Here is a 14,470-nt window from a genome sequence, read left to right as displayed (position 1 = left end):
ATGCCGATAAAAATTAAAGAGAGTTTGGAGACTAGCGAGCCAAAGACTCAGTTTAATTTTCTATCGGCATTTTTTGTTTACAAAAATTAATATAATTGGTCGACCAAATATCATTTTTGATCAAATTATCTTTTTTAAAGATGGGTTGGATATGAGTTAAAAGATTAACATATATGAGTATAGATTAAATATTTCGATGTTTCAAATGTTTTTTTTATAAAAAAAAGTGTTCTTAAAATTTGTTAATTATAAAATAGTTCGTAAATTGGTCAACCAATTGATGGTGTGACAATAATTATTTTTTAAAAAAAGTTAGTGTGCATCAGGATTTAAATGAATTATTTGATATGAAACCAGTTTTGGCACTGATAATGTTTCGATTCTATTTTAGGAAGCTGATCGCAGAAGCGTTGGTTATTAAGGTGTATCGGTCAACCTGTTGCTGTAAAGATGGTAAAAATGAAGATGATGGAATTATTGGATAGCTTTAAAACAATTGAAGTTGAAACGCCGGTTGACAAGATAATCAGACAAATAAGAGAACTGATTATATCAGGATACCTTAAGCCAGGGGATAAATTGCCTTCGGAACGTAAGTTGTCGGAAAAGTTAGGTGTTGGCAGGACTTATATCCGCGATGCCATAAAAAAATTGGAGTTTGTGGGCATTCTTAATACGCTACCACAAAGCGGAGTTGTGGTTAACGGAGTAGATATAACAGCCATGGAAGGATTGCTTTCCAATATTATGAAAATTGAGAAGCCTGATTTCTATTCTTTGGTAGAAACCCGGGTAATGATGGAAAAATTTTCTGTGCAACATGCTGCAGTTCGAAGAACGGACGAAGATATAGCTGCCATTCAAAAAGCTTTAGAAAACTATAATTCCCGCGCTAAAAAGGACTTGCCTGCAGAAAATGAAGATTTTATATTTCATCTGCGTATTGCGGAAGCCTGTCATAATTCGGTCATTAAAACCATGTTGTTGATTATTCTTCCGGATATCATGAGAATCTATATTACCGAAAAAGTTTGTGACGATGAACGTAAATTGAAACGTATCAAGGAACATGAGGATATTTTGCAAGCGATTATTGACGGCGACGGAGAAAAAGCCGAAAATCACTTGATGGATCACCTGCAGGATGTAGTGGAGTTTAGTAAAAACAAATTATAATTTCAATTCTATAAATATTATGAAAGTCGATTCTGGATAAGTGGAAAAATAGTGCGGCAATGCACATTATGATGAACTGTTCAATGCAAATCCCTTAAAATCAATAGACGTACTCATTCATCTGGACAATATATGAGGTTGTGTTAGGGCGCGTATTGTTATTACAAAGCTAAATTTAAAATCTAATTGTTTTAATTCTAATGAAATGAAGCGAAAAATTCTATTTACATTGTTATTATGTACAGGTTTGTTCACCCAGGTAATTGCTCAAACAATTACAGGTACGGTGACAGATGCTGGCGACGGATCACCTCTTATAGGTGTTAACGTAGTCGAAAAAGGAACTACAAACGGAACCATTACCAATCTTGACGGTAACTACTCTTTAAATACGCAAGGCGAAAATCCCACGATTATATTCTCTTTTATCGGATATACCCCACAGGAAATTGCAGTAGGGGATCAAACAGAGATCAATGTGGTACTTGAAGTTGATGCAGCCGACCTGGAAGAGGTAGTGATAGTTGGCTATGGAGTCATAAAAAAGTCACATTCTACTGGTTCTATTGCAAAGATAGGAGGCGCAGATATTGCAGCTATTCCGGTTACTCGTGTAGATGATGCATTAGTAGGTAAGCTATCTGGTGTTATGGTTCAATCTCAAGACGGGTCACCTGGTGCCGATCCAAAGATACAGATTAGAGGGGCCTCATCTATTTCAGGTGACTCAAATCCGCTAATTGTTGTGGATGGTTTTCCGATATCAGGAAATTTAGCAACTGTTAATCCAAACGATATTGAAAGTATGGAGATTTTAAAAGATGCCGCTTCAGCTGCTATTTATGGATCCAGGGGAGCAAATGGTGTTATTTTAATTACAACTAAAAAAGGAAAGTCAGGGAAAGCAAGCTTTAGCTACAATGCTTATGTGAGCACGTCGAGTAAGTACCGTGACAATATACTTATGTCAGGACCGGAATGGGCTGCGCATGCAAGGAGTGAGATTGCCGACGGTAAGTGGGACCTTTCCCAGGTTGACCCTGCTTTTGTGGAGTATAGGTTAAGTGCTTATGAGGATTCACCTGGTGCTATAAGTCCGGAAGACTGGCTTTTTCAAAATGGTAGTACAATGAGTCATGACTTCAGCATGAGTGGCGGTACTGACGATGTAAACTACTTTGCTTCCGTTGGATATCAAAATGCTGAGGGTGTTGTAATCACGCAAGGTTATGAAAGAATAAACGCACGTTTGAATGTTGATGCTAAATTGGGAGATAAGTTCAAAACAGGTGTAAGTTTCAATGGATTTGTATCCGATAGAGATATCTTAGCTGTTGACATGAGAGATCTTCTAAGAGCGTATGGCGTTCATCCTATTTACCATACTGAGGAGTCTATTGCGTTTGTTCAAGCATTGAATGACAAGGCTCAGGCTTTGGGATTAGATCCATTTGACAATGGTTACAGAGGTTCGACGTATGAAGCAAGCAGCATTTATGATTTAGAGCCTGGTATGGCAGCGCAAGACTGGCATTACGGAAGGGCAAATAACGGTATTGGAGGCTCAGGTGATGCAGGTCCTGCGGCAAAGCTGGATAACTCGAAGGATTATGAAAAAACGTTTTTCGCGAACGTTAGTTCTTATTTACAATACAACATTCTAGATGGGCTGGATTTAAAAACCGTTATAGGAGGGGATCTTAGAGATACCCAAGAGTATACACATCAATTACTGGGTTTTGATTCCAGGGCACGGACTTCTCAAACTTCAATGGATCAAACCGATTTAAAAGTAGCATCAGTACTGAGTGTAACTACTTTAAGTTATGCAAAAGTGTTTGGTAAGCATGATATATCTGCGGTAGCTGGACTTGAATTTCAAAATACCACTTTCAGAGGTACCGCTTTAGAAGGTAATAACGTGCCAGATAGCGATATTCTAAATTATAACCTGTTCGATCCTGAGGATATTATTGTAACCGAAAGGGACGAGAAACAAGTAAGAGAGAGTGTTTTTGGAAGAATCAACTATGCGTATGACAATCGTTTTTTGGTATCTGCATCGGTAAGAAGAGACGGTGATTCTCGTTTCGGCGCTAACCAAAGATACGAAACATTCCCGGCACTTTCTTTAGGATGGAATTTACATAGAGAATCTTTTTTACAGGATAGTGACGTGTTGAGCCAATTAAAACTAAGGTTTAGTACCGGTTCTTTGGGAACCACATCTTTTTTAGGGTCTTATGATGCGTTGAGCCTTTTGGAGCCTACAGCAACAGTGTACGGGACCGGATATCTAATTCCGGCTAATGTGGCAAACCCTTATTTAACTTGGCAATCTAATACTGAGACCAACTATGGTATTAGTTTAGGTGTTTTAGGTCAACGTTTTACATTAGGTGTGGATTACTATACGTCTGATATTGAAGACATCTTAATTAATCAAAGTGTTTCAGAAGTGTTGGGTACTACTTCCATAGTACTTAATTCCGGTGATGTGAGAAGTTCTGGAGTGGAGATTGAACTAAATGCAAGGCTAATGAGTGAAGAAGACTTTGCCTGGAGTTTTAATGCTAACTTTTCTACGGTTAATACAGAAATTAAGGATCTGGGTGGTCTGAATGAATTACCTCAGGCAATTTACGGCCAAAGTGGCAGGGGGCCGGTGTTTAGAAACTATGTAGGTGGTGAGATTGGTGAAATGTGGGGATTGGAAACCATTGGAGATGTTGAAATGCTCTATTTAGAAGATGGGACGAGACATCCTAACAATGCGACCGGAGAATCTTATGTAGTAGATCAAAATGGAGATGGTGTAATTGATAATACGAGAAGCGTTGAGGATGGTGGTGATTTGGTGAAATTAGGATCAAATACACCGGATTTCTACTGGGGAATGACGCATAACTTGAGCTATAAAGATTTTGACATGTCGTTCCAATTCCAGGGATCTCACGGAGCAAAAGTTTACAATATCGACCCGCTTTACTATGAATCGCAATGGGGTGGAAGATTATTGGATAGTTTTGATGCCAATAACGATGGTATTGCCGATCATAATGGAGAGCATTATATCGCGAACAGATATCAAACAGACGCTATGATACAAGATGCCTCTTACGTAGCGTTGAGAAACCTGACCATTGGTTATACGCTTAAAAAAGAATTGGTGAATAAAGTAGGCTTAAGTTCTGTTAGAGTATATGGTACCGCATCTAACTTATTGTATTTAATGGCAGATAATTACACCTCATATAATCCGGAGGGTGTAAAAACTTCGGGTAGTGATTATTTAGGGCCAACTACGTATGGTGCGCAAGTAGGAGCAAGTCCAATCGTTAGAACTTTTACCTTTGGTTTAAATGTTAATTTTTAAATAAAAAAAGATGAAAACTATATATATATTCTTGGTCACATTGTTATTGATCACAACAGCATGTGAAGATTTGGATCAATACCCACCTAATATCGCCAGTTCAGATGCTTTGACAGAATTTGAGGGGGTTTTGAATGCAGCATATTACTATCAGCTAGGTACTACAACACCAATAGCAGTGATGAGTGAATTCAGGTCTGACAATGCACTAATGGACGAAGCTCCGTACACTGAATTTGATGAATACGATAATGGTTTAACGGCTATGGAAGATCAATTCTTCGGCCCTTACTACACCGCTTTATACAAGTCAATATTAACTGCAAATAGCGTAATTGAAAATTCATCGGATGCTACTGAGGTAGGTGAAGCTAAATTTTTACGGGGTTTGTCATACTTTAAATTGGTAAAAGTTTTTGGAGATGTCACTGTAAATCTGTCTTCCGAACCAAGCCTGACAGATAAGTCTATTTTAGTACGACAGCCAGCTGCTGATGTTTATAATGACGTTATCATTCCTGATTTAACTGATGCAATTGCGGCTTTGGATGCAGAAATAGAAGATGGTAGAGCGTCTAAATACGCAGCTCAGGGAATGCTGGGTAAAGTGTACATGCAAATGGGCAACTTCAGCAGTGCTGCAACGGAGTTAGCTGCTGTTATAAACGGAGCTGATGCTGCTGGGATTAGTTTAAAAGAGAACTTTGATGAGATTTTTGGTGCGGCAAATGAGGTGGAGAATTCTGAAATTATTTTTTCAACCCAGATATCAAGTTCTATCAAAGATGAATATGCTTTTGCTTCCCGTTTTTGGAATTGGTATGTTGGAGATGATCCAAAAGCTGATTATCCTGTAGATCCGGACTTAGTGGCCGCTTTTGATGCTGTTGCTAATGATACACTTGTTGGGGGAGATCTAAGAAGAGCGGTAACCCTTCACCCTGAAGGAAAAACGGCTGTGAAATTTCCTAAAGAAGGTGGTTTAGGTGCAGAACACGACTGGATTGAACTAAGATTAGCGGATGTTATTCTGTTATATGCTGAGGCGTTGAATGAAAATACGGATAGTGAGGCAGCCAGAGAGGCCGCACTTGATCTATTGGATCCTATACGAACCAGAGCTGGATTAACTGTTTTGGATCATACGGTTCTTAATACGCAGGCTTTGGTTAGGCAGGCTATTGCTGACGAAAGAAGACTGGAGTTGGCCTTTGAAGGTCAGAGATGGTTTGATTTGGTGAGAACAGGTACTGCGCAATCTGAAATGGGAGTATCATTTGATAATAAATATTATTTATTTCCTGTTCCTGTCTCGGAAATTCTTGCAACCGATGGTGTAATCACTCAAAATGACGGTTATTAATAGTTAATAAGGTTGTTAGCTTTTATTTATAAGGGAACAGGATTAATCCTGTTCCTTCTTCAAAAGCTTAAGTTATTCTTATAAAAAAATAGAACAAATGATTCATAAAGCTATTTACATCTGTTTGTTTATTCTTCCTTTCAACGTGGTTGCACAAAGTACCTTGGTTCCGTACGACCATGTTCCAACCAATAAGGAAATAATTGAATTATTGGATGTTAGTTATAGCGCTGAGTTAAAAGAAATACAAGATAAATACAAAACCGGAAAACAAGAAGAAGCCCTCGACAAGCTGGCAAACTATTTTAAAGAACGCTTTTCGGAACGTTACTTTTTTGATTGGAAAAATTTTGAAACCCGTTTCGCCGAATACAATCAGTTGTATTCGGACCGCGAAGAATTTCATAGCAAAGAAGCGTCAAAACATTTGGATTTATATCCGGCTTCAACCCAATGGAAAATAGGTTTTGAGAATTTAAAAGGCGAAACGGTTACTTCCTACCCTTACCGACATCTTACCCGGCAACACAAAGCCGGAAGCATTGCATTATTATATCATTATACAGGCAATAAAAAATATTTGGATTACATTCCGGAACAGGCTAAATCATTGAATGAAGCATTCAACAACAATCAATTCGAAACCATTGAAGATGGCAACGGCGTTTACGAAGTGTATCGTGCCGGAAACAGGGTATATAATTGGTTGCAGGTACATCAAACTTTATTACCTTCTGCTGAATACGCTGCCAACCAGCAATTAGAGATGATTCGTACCTTTTTACATACGGCTGCAAAATTGTATCATCAATGCCCCGAATACACCGAGGGAAACCATCAAACCCGGGGTATGAGCGCTTTGGCTATGCTGGCATTCCTTTTTCCCGAAATAGAGGGCGCCGACCTATGGAAACAACGTGCGTTAAAACGGCTTGAAGAACACCTCGAAAAAGAAATTTACTCCGATGGTTTTCAGTTTGAGCGTTCGGTTCATTACCACATCGATGATATCGAAAATTATTTTTACCCTTACCAATTAGCCTTATTGAATAATATTGAATTAAACCCGATTTGGGAAACAAGAATTAAAGGGCTTTTTGACGTATTGCTGAAAATTGCCCTGCCAAATAAGAAAGCTTCCGTGCTGCAGGATGATACGGATTCACCTTGGGCGGAGTTCAACACAATTGACCATACAATGGCATTGGGTACAGTGCTGTTCGGACAGCCTGAGTATGCGTATTTTGCATCGTCAAAAGTGGCATACGAGTACTATTGGTTTTTAAAACCGGAACAGCTTACGCGATTAAATACGGTTAAGAAAAAAGATCCCATGATAGGCTCATGCGCCTTGTCGGAAACCGGATACTATGTGATGCGAAACGGATGGGATGAGGATGATTTATATATGATTATTTCGGCAGGCATTACTCCCCAAAAACAATCGCATCAACATGGCGACATGTTAGGGGTTCAGGCTTACGCCTACGGAAATATGGTGTTGCCAAATTATCAGGTTCGCTATTATTTAAGTGACCTGGCCGAATTTAAAAACTCGTGGGTGAAGAACGTGCCTTTGCTGGATTCTATTCCGCAGGGTCGTACATGGAAAGGGAACAAAGGCGGCAGTGGTTACGGCCAGTGGCTTGGATTACCCGTACCTGAAGTACTCGCCTGGCATACCTCCAAGCATTTCGATTTCTTTGCAGGCACACACAATGGTTATCAAAACGAAAACACACAAATTTTCCGCTCTGTAATTTTTATAAAGGATGGATTCTGGGTCGTCCGCGATAAATTTATAACAGATAATACAGAACATACTGCCCAACAGCTTTGGCAAGGTCACTATGATGTTGAAAAAGAAGGACGTCATATACGATCGGTCTTCCCTAATGGTGGGGGACTTGAAATTATTCAACTGGGCAGTCCTGCTCAAAAAATCTCAAAAACCTCAACACGAGGAAAGGGCAGAACAGTTTTCGGAAAAGTTTTTCAGGATGAAAGTTCGTGGACGACATTGCTGTTCCCTTTTAAAGGTTTCGAAGAACGCCTGATGGTGGACGATTACGAAAATTTTAAAGCCAACAATTGGAGACTTGTTTCTGCAGAAAATTGCCCGGAAAATATTAAAACGGATGCCCGGCAAATTATTTATCATGATAATGATTACCTGTTTATGGGTGTATCGGAAATTGTTATAAATGGAAAAAAAGTAATTATAAATTCAAAGACTGATTTGTGGCTGGATGTTAAAAATGAAAAACTTGAGATAACCAACTGCGGAATTCAGACAGTTGAAATACATAACGCCAGTATAAAACCTGGAGAAAAAATTAAACTATAATGCATAGCACTACCTCAAACAAAAACTTTTTTAAGAAGCTATTAGCTATTGTCCTATCATTTGGACCCGGAATTTTTGCTATCGGTTACACCATTGGAACGGGCAGTGTAACATCTATGATAGTTGCCGGTAGTACATTCGGTATGCAACTGCTTTGGGTGTTGTTGCTAAGTTGTATTTTCTCTGGTATCTTAATTTATACGTATGGAAAATATACCCTGGTAACCGGAGAAACCGCTTTGTTTGGATTTAAAAACCACCTGAAGGCCGGAAAAGTAATTGCGATATTGATTGTTGTTGGAATTTCTTTCGGGCAATGGAACTCACTCACAGGGATATTGGGCATATCTGCGAACATGATTTACGAAATTATTGCGATTTATTATCCTTCGATCAGTAATTCGGAATATCAATTTGTACTGGTTATCGCCATTGTAATTATCGTTACATTTTACGGGCTGCTAATGGTGGGTAAATACACGTTTTTCGAAAAGGTACTGGTGATTTTTGTAACGATAATGGGGGTTTCATTTATAGCATCGCTGTTTTTCGTATTTCCACAACCCAAAGAAATCATTAGTGGATTGATCCCGTCAATTCCGGATGTTAAAGGAGGTCAAATGTTAACCGCTGCCTTTGTTGGTACCACTATGGCAGCAGCCACTTTTCTTTCAAGACCGCTTTTTGTTCTCGGAAAAGGCTGGACAATCAAAGACTTAAAAAAGCAGAAAAACGATTCGATCACAGCCGCAATCCTGGTTTTTCTAATTAGCAGCTCTATAATGGCAGTAGCTAGTGGAGCTCTTTACCATGAGGGGAAAGTGGTTACCAAAGTGCTTGACATGGTGAACACACTGGAACCAATTGCCGGACGATTTGCGCTGACCATTTTTGTTTTTGGAACATTAAGTGCCGGGCTGTCCTCTATATTCCCATGCCTGATGATTGCCCCTTTGCTACTGGCTGATTACCAGGAAGGAAAATTGGATACCGATTCCAAACAATTCAAGATTGTGACAGCCATAGCAGCATTGGTTGCGTTACTAGTTCCGATTTTAGGGAAAAATCCTATTCAGGCACAGATACTTACGCAGGTTTTTAATGTGTTTGTTTTGCCGCTTGTAATCATTGGAATCATAGTTCTTGCCAACAATAAAAAACGCATGGGCAACCATAGGATTAGTGTATTTATAAACATAGGCCTGGTATTGGCGCTTATTTTTTCACTTGTTATATCATATAATGGTATAATGGCTGTGATGAATTATTTTTGAATTAACAGATAAGATAATATGACCTATTCAATAAAAATGAAAACAAAATTTTTAACTTATCTTATTTTTTCCTTTGCAATATTGGCATTGCAGGGTTGCCAACAATCCAAAGGAAACATTGTTAAAACAGTTGAAGAGTTTGAAAATGCCGTTAAAAACGCAGTTCCGGGGAACGTAATTGTGCTGGCCAACGGGGTTTGGAACAATGCGGAACTTAAGTTTGATGCAAAAGGAACTGCTGGAAACCCCATCAAACTAACTGTTGAGGACAAAGGTAAAGTAACCCTCGAAGGTCAATCTCGCATCAGTATTAGTGGAGAACATTTAATTGTTGAAGGATTGGTTTTTACCAATGGATATACGCCAACTAGCGAAGTCATTTCATTTAAAAAGAAAAAGGGCGTGTATGCCAACCATTGCCGTGTGACCGAGTGTGTGGTGGATAACTTTAACCCGGCAGAGAGAATGGAGTCGACCTATTGGATTTCGTTATACGGTAAAAACAACCGGGTTGACCATTGTCACCTGGTAGATAAAAGAAACAAAGGGGTAACCATGGCCGTTAGGATGGTTGATGAGGATTGCCGGGAGAATAACCACAGAATTGACCATAACTATTTTGGTTATAGGCAAAATTTAGGTGCCAATGGCGGTGAAACACTTCGTTTGGGCACATCTCATTACTCCCTTTCCACTTGTACATCTCAAGTAGATAGTAATTACTTCGAAAGTTGCGACGGTGAGCACGAAATCATCTCAAACAAATCGTGTGGCAACCAATTTATCGATAACACTTTTTACGAGTGCAGGGGAACTTTGACTTATCGTCACGGGAACGATAATGTTGCACAAGGGAATTTTTTCCTCGGAAATGAAAAAGATTATACGGGCGGAATCAGGATCATCAACAAAAGAAATAAAGCTGTTAACAACTATTTCAGCGATTTAAAAGGATATCGATTCAGAGGGGCGTTGGTTATTATGAACGGCGTACCTAATTCGGCTATTAACCGTTACCATCAGGTAGATGGAGGTGTGTTCGCCAACAACACATTTGTAAATTGCGACCATATTCAATTATGTGCAGGAAGCGACGAAGAGCGAACCGCCATACCAATTAACTCGATTATCGAAAACAATGTTTTCTATCATGATAAAAAGGATAATGTATTTACCGTATACGACGATGTTGCTGGTATTGAGTTTAAAAACAACCTCATAGGCGATAATCTTAATAATATTGAAAACAAAATGACGCCGACCAAATTGGAGGTTGTGGCGAATGAATTTGGGTATAAAATGCCCCAAACGGATAAAGGGGTCGGTTGCACCTTAGCAAAACCAGCCGCAACAACCGAAAATACCGGGGTTAACTGGTATGCAAAAGAAAAAGGGGAGCTGCAATTTGATACAGGAAGAGTAATAGAGGTTAAAGCTGGGCTGAATACTTTGTTCAATGCTATTGCTTCAAGTCAAGCCGGCGATATATTAAGTTTGGTCGAATCGGGCGACTATGTTATGGATAAGAGCATGGAGTTGGGGCATCCCGTTTCCATTAAAAGTGCGAGTCAGGATATTAAGCCAATCATAAAATCAAGCAAAGCGGAGATGTTTATGATTGCCAACGGCGGTGGCTTAAAACTGAAGGGAATTGAAATAAATGGTGCAGAATCACCGGATTATGCAGGAAACAGCATCGTAAGTACCAGTCATTATTCCATGAATTGCAACTACAAGTTTTTAATGGAAGACTGCAAGGTCACTGATTTGGATGTAAACCATTCGTTCGATTTTTTAAAAGTGTATAAGAACACTATGGCCGACTCTATTGTGATTCGTAATTGTTTTTTTAGCAATATCACAGGAAACATCATGTTGTTAAACAAAGAAACAGATGATCTGGGTATTTATAATGCGGAATACGTGGTGATCGAAAACTCGGAATTTAAAGATGTTCAAGGGGCAGTAATAAACCTATATAGGGGGGGGACTGACGAAAGCACCTTTGGCCCGTCCTTAAAATTGGAAACATGTACTCTTGCCAATGTAGGGAACGGAAAGAGAAACAAAACAGGTTCAGCTATTTATACCCATGGCGTTCAGGTGAATACTATCTCCAACTTAAAAATGGACAATTGTAACTACCTGGATTTATACATGAGTAATGGAGAACCCATTACCAACTTAAGCCATATAGAAATTACAGATTCAAATGGAATCAAATACAATAACAAATCCTTTAACGCCAGCAATGTAAGCGTTAACGGTAAAGCGTTAAAATGATAATCCGGGATCTGTCATTAGGAAGTTAAAAAATTCTTAATGACAATAGGCATCAGCCGTCCCGATTGCTATGGAGATAGAAAATTTCACATTGCTGTATTATAAGTAATGTTTAGATTTTGATCATCGAATTGGCATTGAAATGAAGACTAATGACAAGTTTGGGATAATCGTTTTAACTCCCAAAGAGCCTTCCGCAATTTTGCGGAAAAGGTAGTTCCGAAATTACTTCGGTAGATACCAGACTAGCCTGGGGTAACCTCCGGGATTAAAAACAAATTCGTGTAATTCGCAAAAAAAATGCGGTTAAACTAAAATAGAATTGCAAGGCAATTTCTATTGATCATCCATATTAAAATTAGTTCTTTAATGAAACAGAAAAGATTTAATATCGCCGGAATCATCACCTTGGGTATAATATTAACACTATGCGTTCCGCACCAATCGGAAGAAAACAGCCCCAACGTAATTCTGACTAACCAAGGGGTAAACGATATCAGAAATGAATTAGGTAAACTTCCGTTATTGGATAAGTCCTTTGAGGCTTTGGTTGCCGAAACCGATGCGGATATGGCAAATGGGATTCATGTTCCGATACCCAAAGACCCGGCTGGAGGATACACCCACAACCGCCATAAACAAAATTATATCACCATGTACGGGGCAGGCATTATCTGGCAACTAACAGGAGAGGAGCGATATGCGGAGTTTACTAAAAACATGCTGTTGGAATATGCCGAGATGTATCCAACTTTGGGCGATCATCCCATTAAGAAGTCTTATGCGCCTGGGCGTATTTTTTGGCAGCAATTAAACGATGCGGTTTGGATGGTTTATACTTCGCAAGCCTTCGATTGTATTAAAAGTTATTTATCGGCGGAAGATAAAAAAAAGATAGAAGAGGACTTGTTGGTTCCTTATGCCAATTTCTTATCCGTAGAGTCCGCTTTTGTTTTTAACCGTATACATAATCATGCCGTTTGGGCTTGTGCTGCCGTTGGTATGGCAGGTTATGCCATGAACAACGATGAGTTTGTGAAAAGGGCTTTGTTTGGTGTTGATACAGAAGAGCATAAGGACAAGCCTAAAGGGTTTTATGCCCAGGTAGATCTGCTGTTTTCTCCAGATGGATATTACATGGAAGGTCCCTATTACCAGCGTTATGCACTGTTGCCTTATATGTTGTTCGCCCAGGCTATTGACAACAACAACCCGGATTATAAAATATTTGAATATCGAGAGCAGATTCTAAAAAAGGCTGTTTTGGCAACCCTTCAAATGACCAATACTGATGGGAAATTCTTTCCTTTTAATGATGCTCTAAAATACATGAATTATAAGGCACCGGAATTAATAAATGCGGTTGACATTGTTTATCAGGCTTTCCCCGAATCAAAAGAGCTGTTGAGTATTGCGCAAGAGCAAGGCAAAGTGGTCATAAGCCAGGCTGGTTTGCAGGTGGCCAGGGATATTGCCAAAGGCGAAGCCAAACCTTTTAAGTGGTTGTCGATGGAGCTGAGGGATGGAGCTGAAGGTAAACAGGGAGCTGTCGGGATTCTCAGGGGAAACCCCCATAAAGACGCTATTTGTGTTACCATGAAATATGCTTCGCAAGGGATGGGACACGGACACTTCGACCGTTTAGGCATGATGATGTACGAAAACGGAAACGAGATTCTCTCTGATTATGGTGCAGCCAGGTATGTAAATGTGGAATATAAAAACGGTGGACGATATCTACCTGAAAACACCACCTGGGCTAAACAAACGGTGGCACACAATACAGTGGTAATGGACAAAAAAACACAGTTCAATAACGAGATTAAGGAGGCAGAGAAAACATCGGCAGAAAGATGGTTTTTCAATGTTGAGAACAAAGAAATTGCCATTATGAGTGCCAAGGAAAACCACGCCTACGGAACAGCTAAAGCGCAAAGGACGATAGCTCTTATCAAGGATAGCGAAACCTTTACATCCCCTCTAATCGTTGATATATTCAGGATTGAGGATGATAAGAAACATACCTTTGACCTGCCCTTTTATTACAAAGGTCAGTTGCTATACACCAATACCGATTATGAGAGATTCACATCACAAATGGAAACGATGGGAAGCGACTTTGGTTACCAACACCTGTGGAAAGAAGCAAAAGGAAAACCATCAGCAGATATCAGCCAAACGGTTTGGATCCATGATGGCCGCTTTTATACTCTGACCAGCGAAGCTGCGCCAAACGATGAAATATTCTTTACGCGGATTGGAGCCAACGATCCGGATTTCTCGTTGCGTAACGAAGCAGGTTTTTTGTTCCGTCGTAACCATCAGGCTTCAACTTGTTTTGTAAACACCATTGAGGTACATGGCAATAAAAATTTCGAAACAGAACTGGTTGAAGACCATGTGGGAATGGTAAACGGTGTGAAGACTTTGATAAATAATAAAGATTACACAATTGTAGAGATAAAAACAGTTAAAACAAGTACCATAATATTGGCCATTGCCAATGCAAAAAGCGACCCTTCCGAGGAGCATTCAACTAATATTGCGGGCAAACAATATACCTGGAAGGGTCCTTTTCATCTGTTTAAAAATTAATGTAAATCTATTATAAACAAAAAATCAGGTAGAAGGCAAGATGACCTGTTGGTCTG

The 14,470-nt window shown here is 39.4% G+C and carries 7 protein-coding genes; all 7 read left to right on the top strand.

The window, feature by feature from the left end; genetic code table 11:
* The first annotated feature begins 459 nt into the window (after nucleotides 1-459).
* The 7 genes from ACRD64_RS06045 (at nucleotide 460) to ACRD64_RS06015 (ending at nucleotide 14,414) form a co-directional block, all read left to right on the top strand.
* The gene (locus ACRD64_RS06045) at nucleotides 460-1,176 is read left to right on the top strand and encodes a FadR/GntR family transcriptional regulator (RefSeq protein ID WP_430932335.1); all 717 of its coding nucleotides are present in this window, start codon (nucleotides 460-462) and stop codon (nucleotides 1,174-1,176) included.
* A 205-nt stretch (nucleotides 1,177-1,381) separates the two neighbouring features.
* A complete protein-coding gene (locus ACRD64_RS06040) occupies nucleotides 1,382-4,552 on the top strand; it encodes a SusC/RagA family TonB-linked outer membrane protein (RefSeq protein WP_430932334.1) in 3,171 nt (1,056 codons plus the stop codon).
* Nucleotides 4,553-4,562: 10 nt separating this feature from the next.
* A complete protein-coding gene (locus ACRD64_RS06035; RefSeq protein WP_430932333.1) occupies nucleotides 4,563-5,915 on the top strand; it encodes a RagB/SusD family nutrient uptake outer membrane protein in 1,353 nt (450 codons plus the stop codon).
* Between the two features lie 97 nt (nucleotides 5,916-6,012).
* The gene (locus tag ACRD64_RS06030) at nucleotides 6,013-8,262 is read left to right on the top strand and encodes a heparinase II/III family protein (protein ID WP_430932332.1); all 2,250 of its coding nucleotides are present in this window, start codon (nucleotides 6,013-6,015) and stop codon (nucleotides 8,260-8,262) included.
* A complete protein-coding gene (locus tag ACRD64_RS06025; RefSeq protein WP_430932331.1) occupies nucleotides 8,262-9,536 on the top strand; it encodes an Nramp family divalent metal transporter in 1,275 nt (424 codons plus the stop codon). Before ACRD64_RS06030 ends, ACRD64_RS06025 begins: the two co-directional genes overlap by 1 nt.
* A 36-nt stretch (nucleotides 9,537-9,572) precedes the next feature.
* Nucleotides 9,573-11,819: a chondroitinase-B domain-containing protein gene (locus ACRD64_RS06020; protein WP_430932330.1), complete on the top strand. Its 2,247-nt coding sequence runs from the start codon at nucleotides 9,573-9,575 to the stop codon at nucleotides 11,817-11,819.
* A 369-nt stretch (nucleotides 11,820-12,188) separates the two neighbouring features.
* Nucleotides 12,189-14,414 carry a heparinase II/III domain-containing protein gene (locus ACRD64_RS06015; RefSeq protein ID WP_430932329.1) on the top strand — a complete coding sequence of 742 codons (2,226 nt, stop codon included), beginning with the start codon at nucleotides 12,189-12,191 and terminating at the stop codon, nucleotides 14,412-14,414.
* Nucleotides 14,415-14,470: the final 56 nt, after the last annotated feature.

It is taken from the genome of Saccharicrinis sp. 156 (genome assembly GCF_050589685.1).
Lineage (GTDB): Bacteria > Bacteroidota > Bacteroidia > Bacteroidales > Marinilabiliaceae > Saccharicrinis.
Note: the sequence above shows the minus strand (reverse complement) of the source record. Positions and strands in the feature narration are given on the sequence as shown.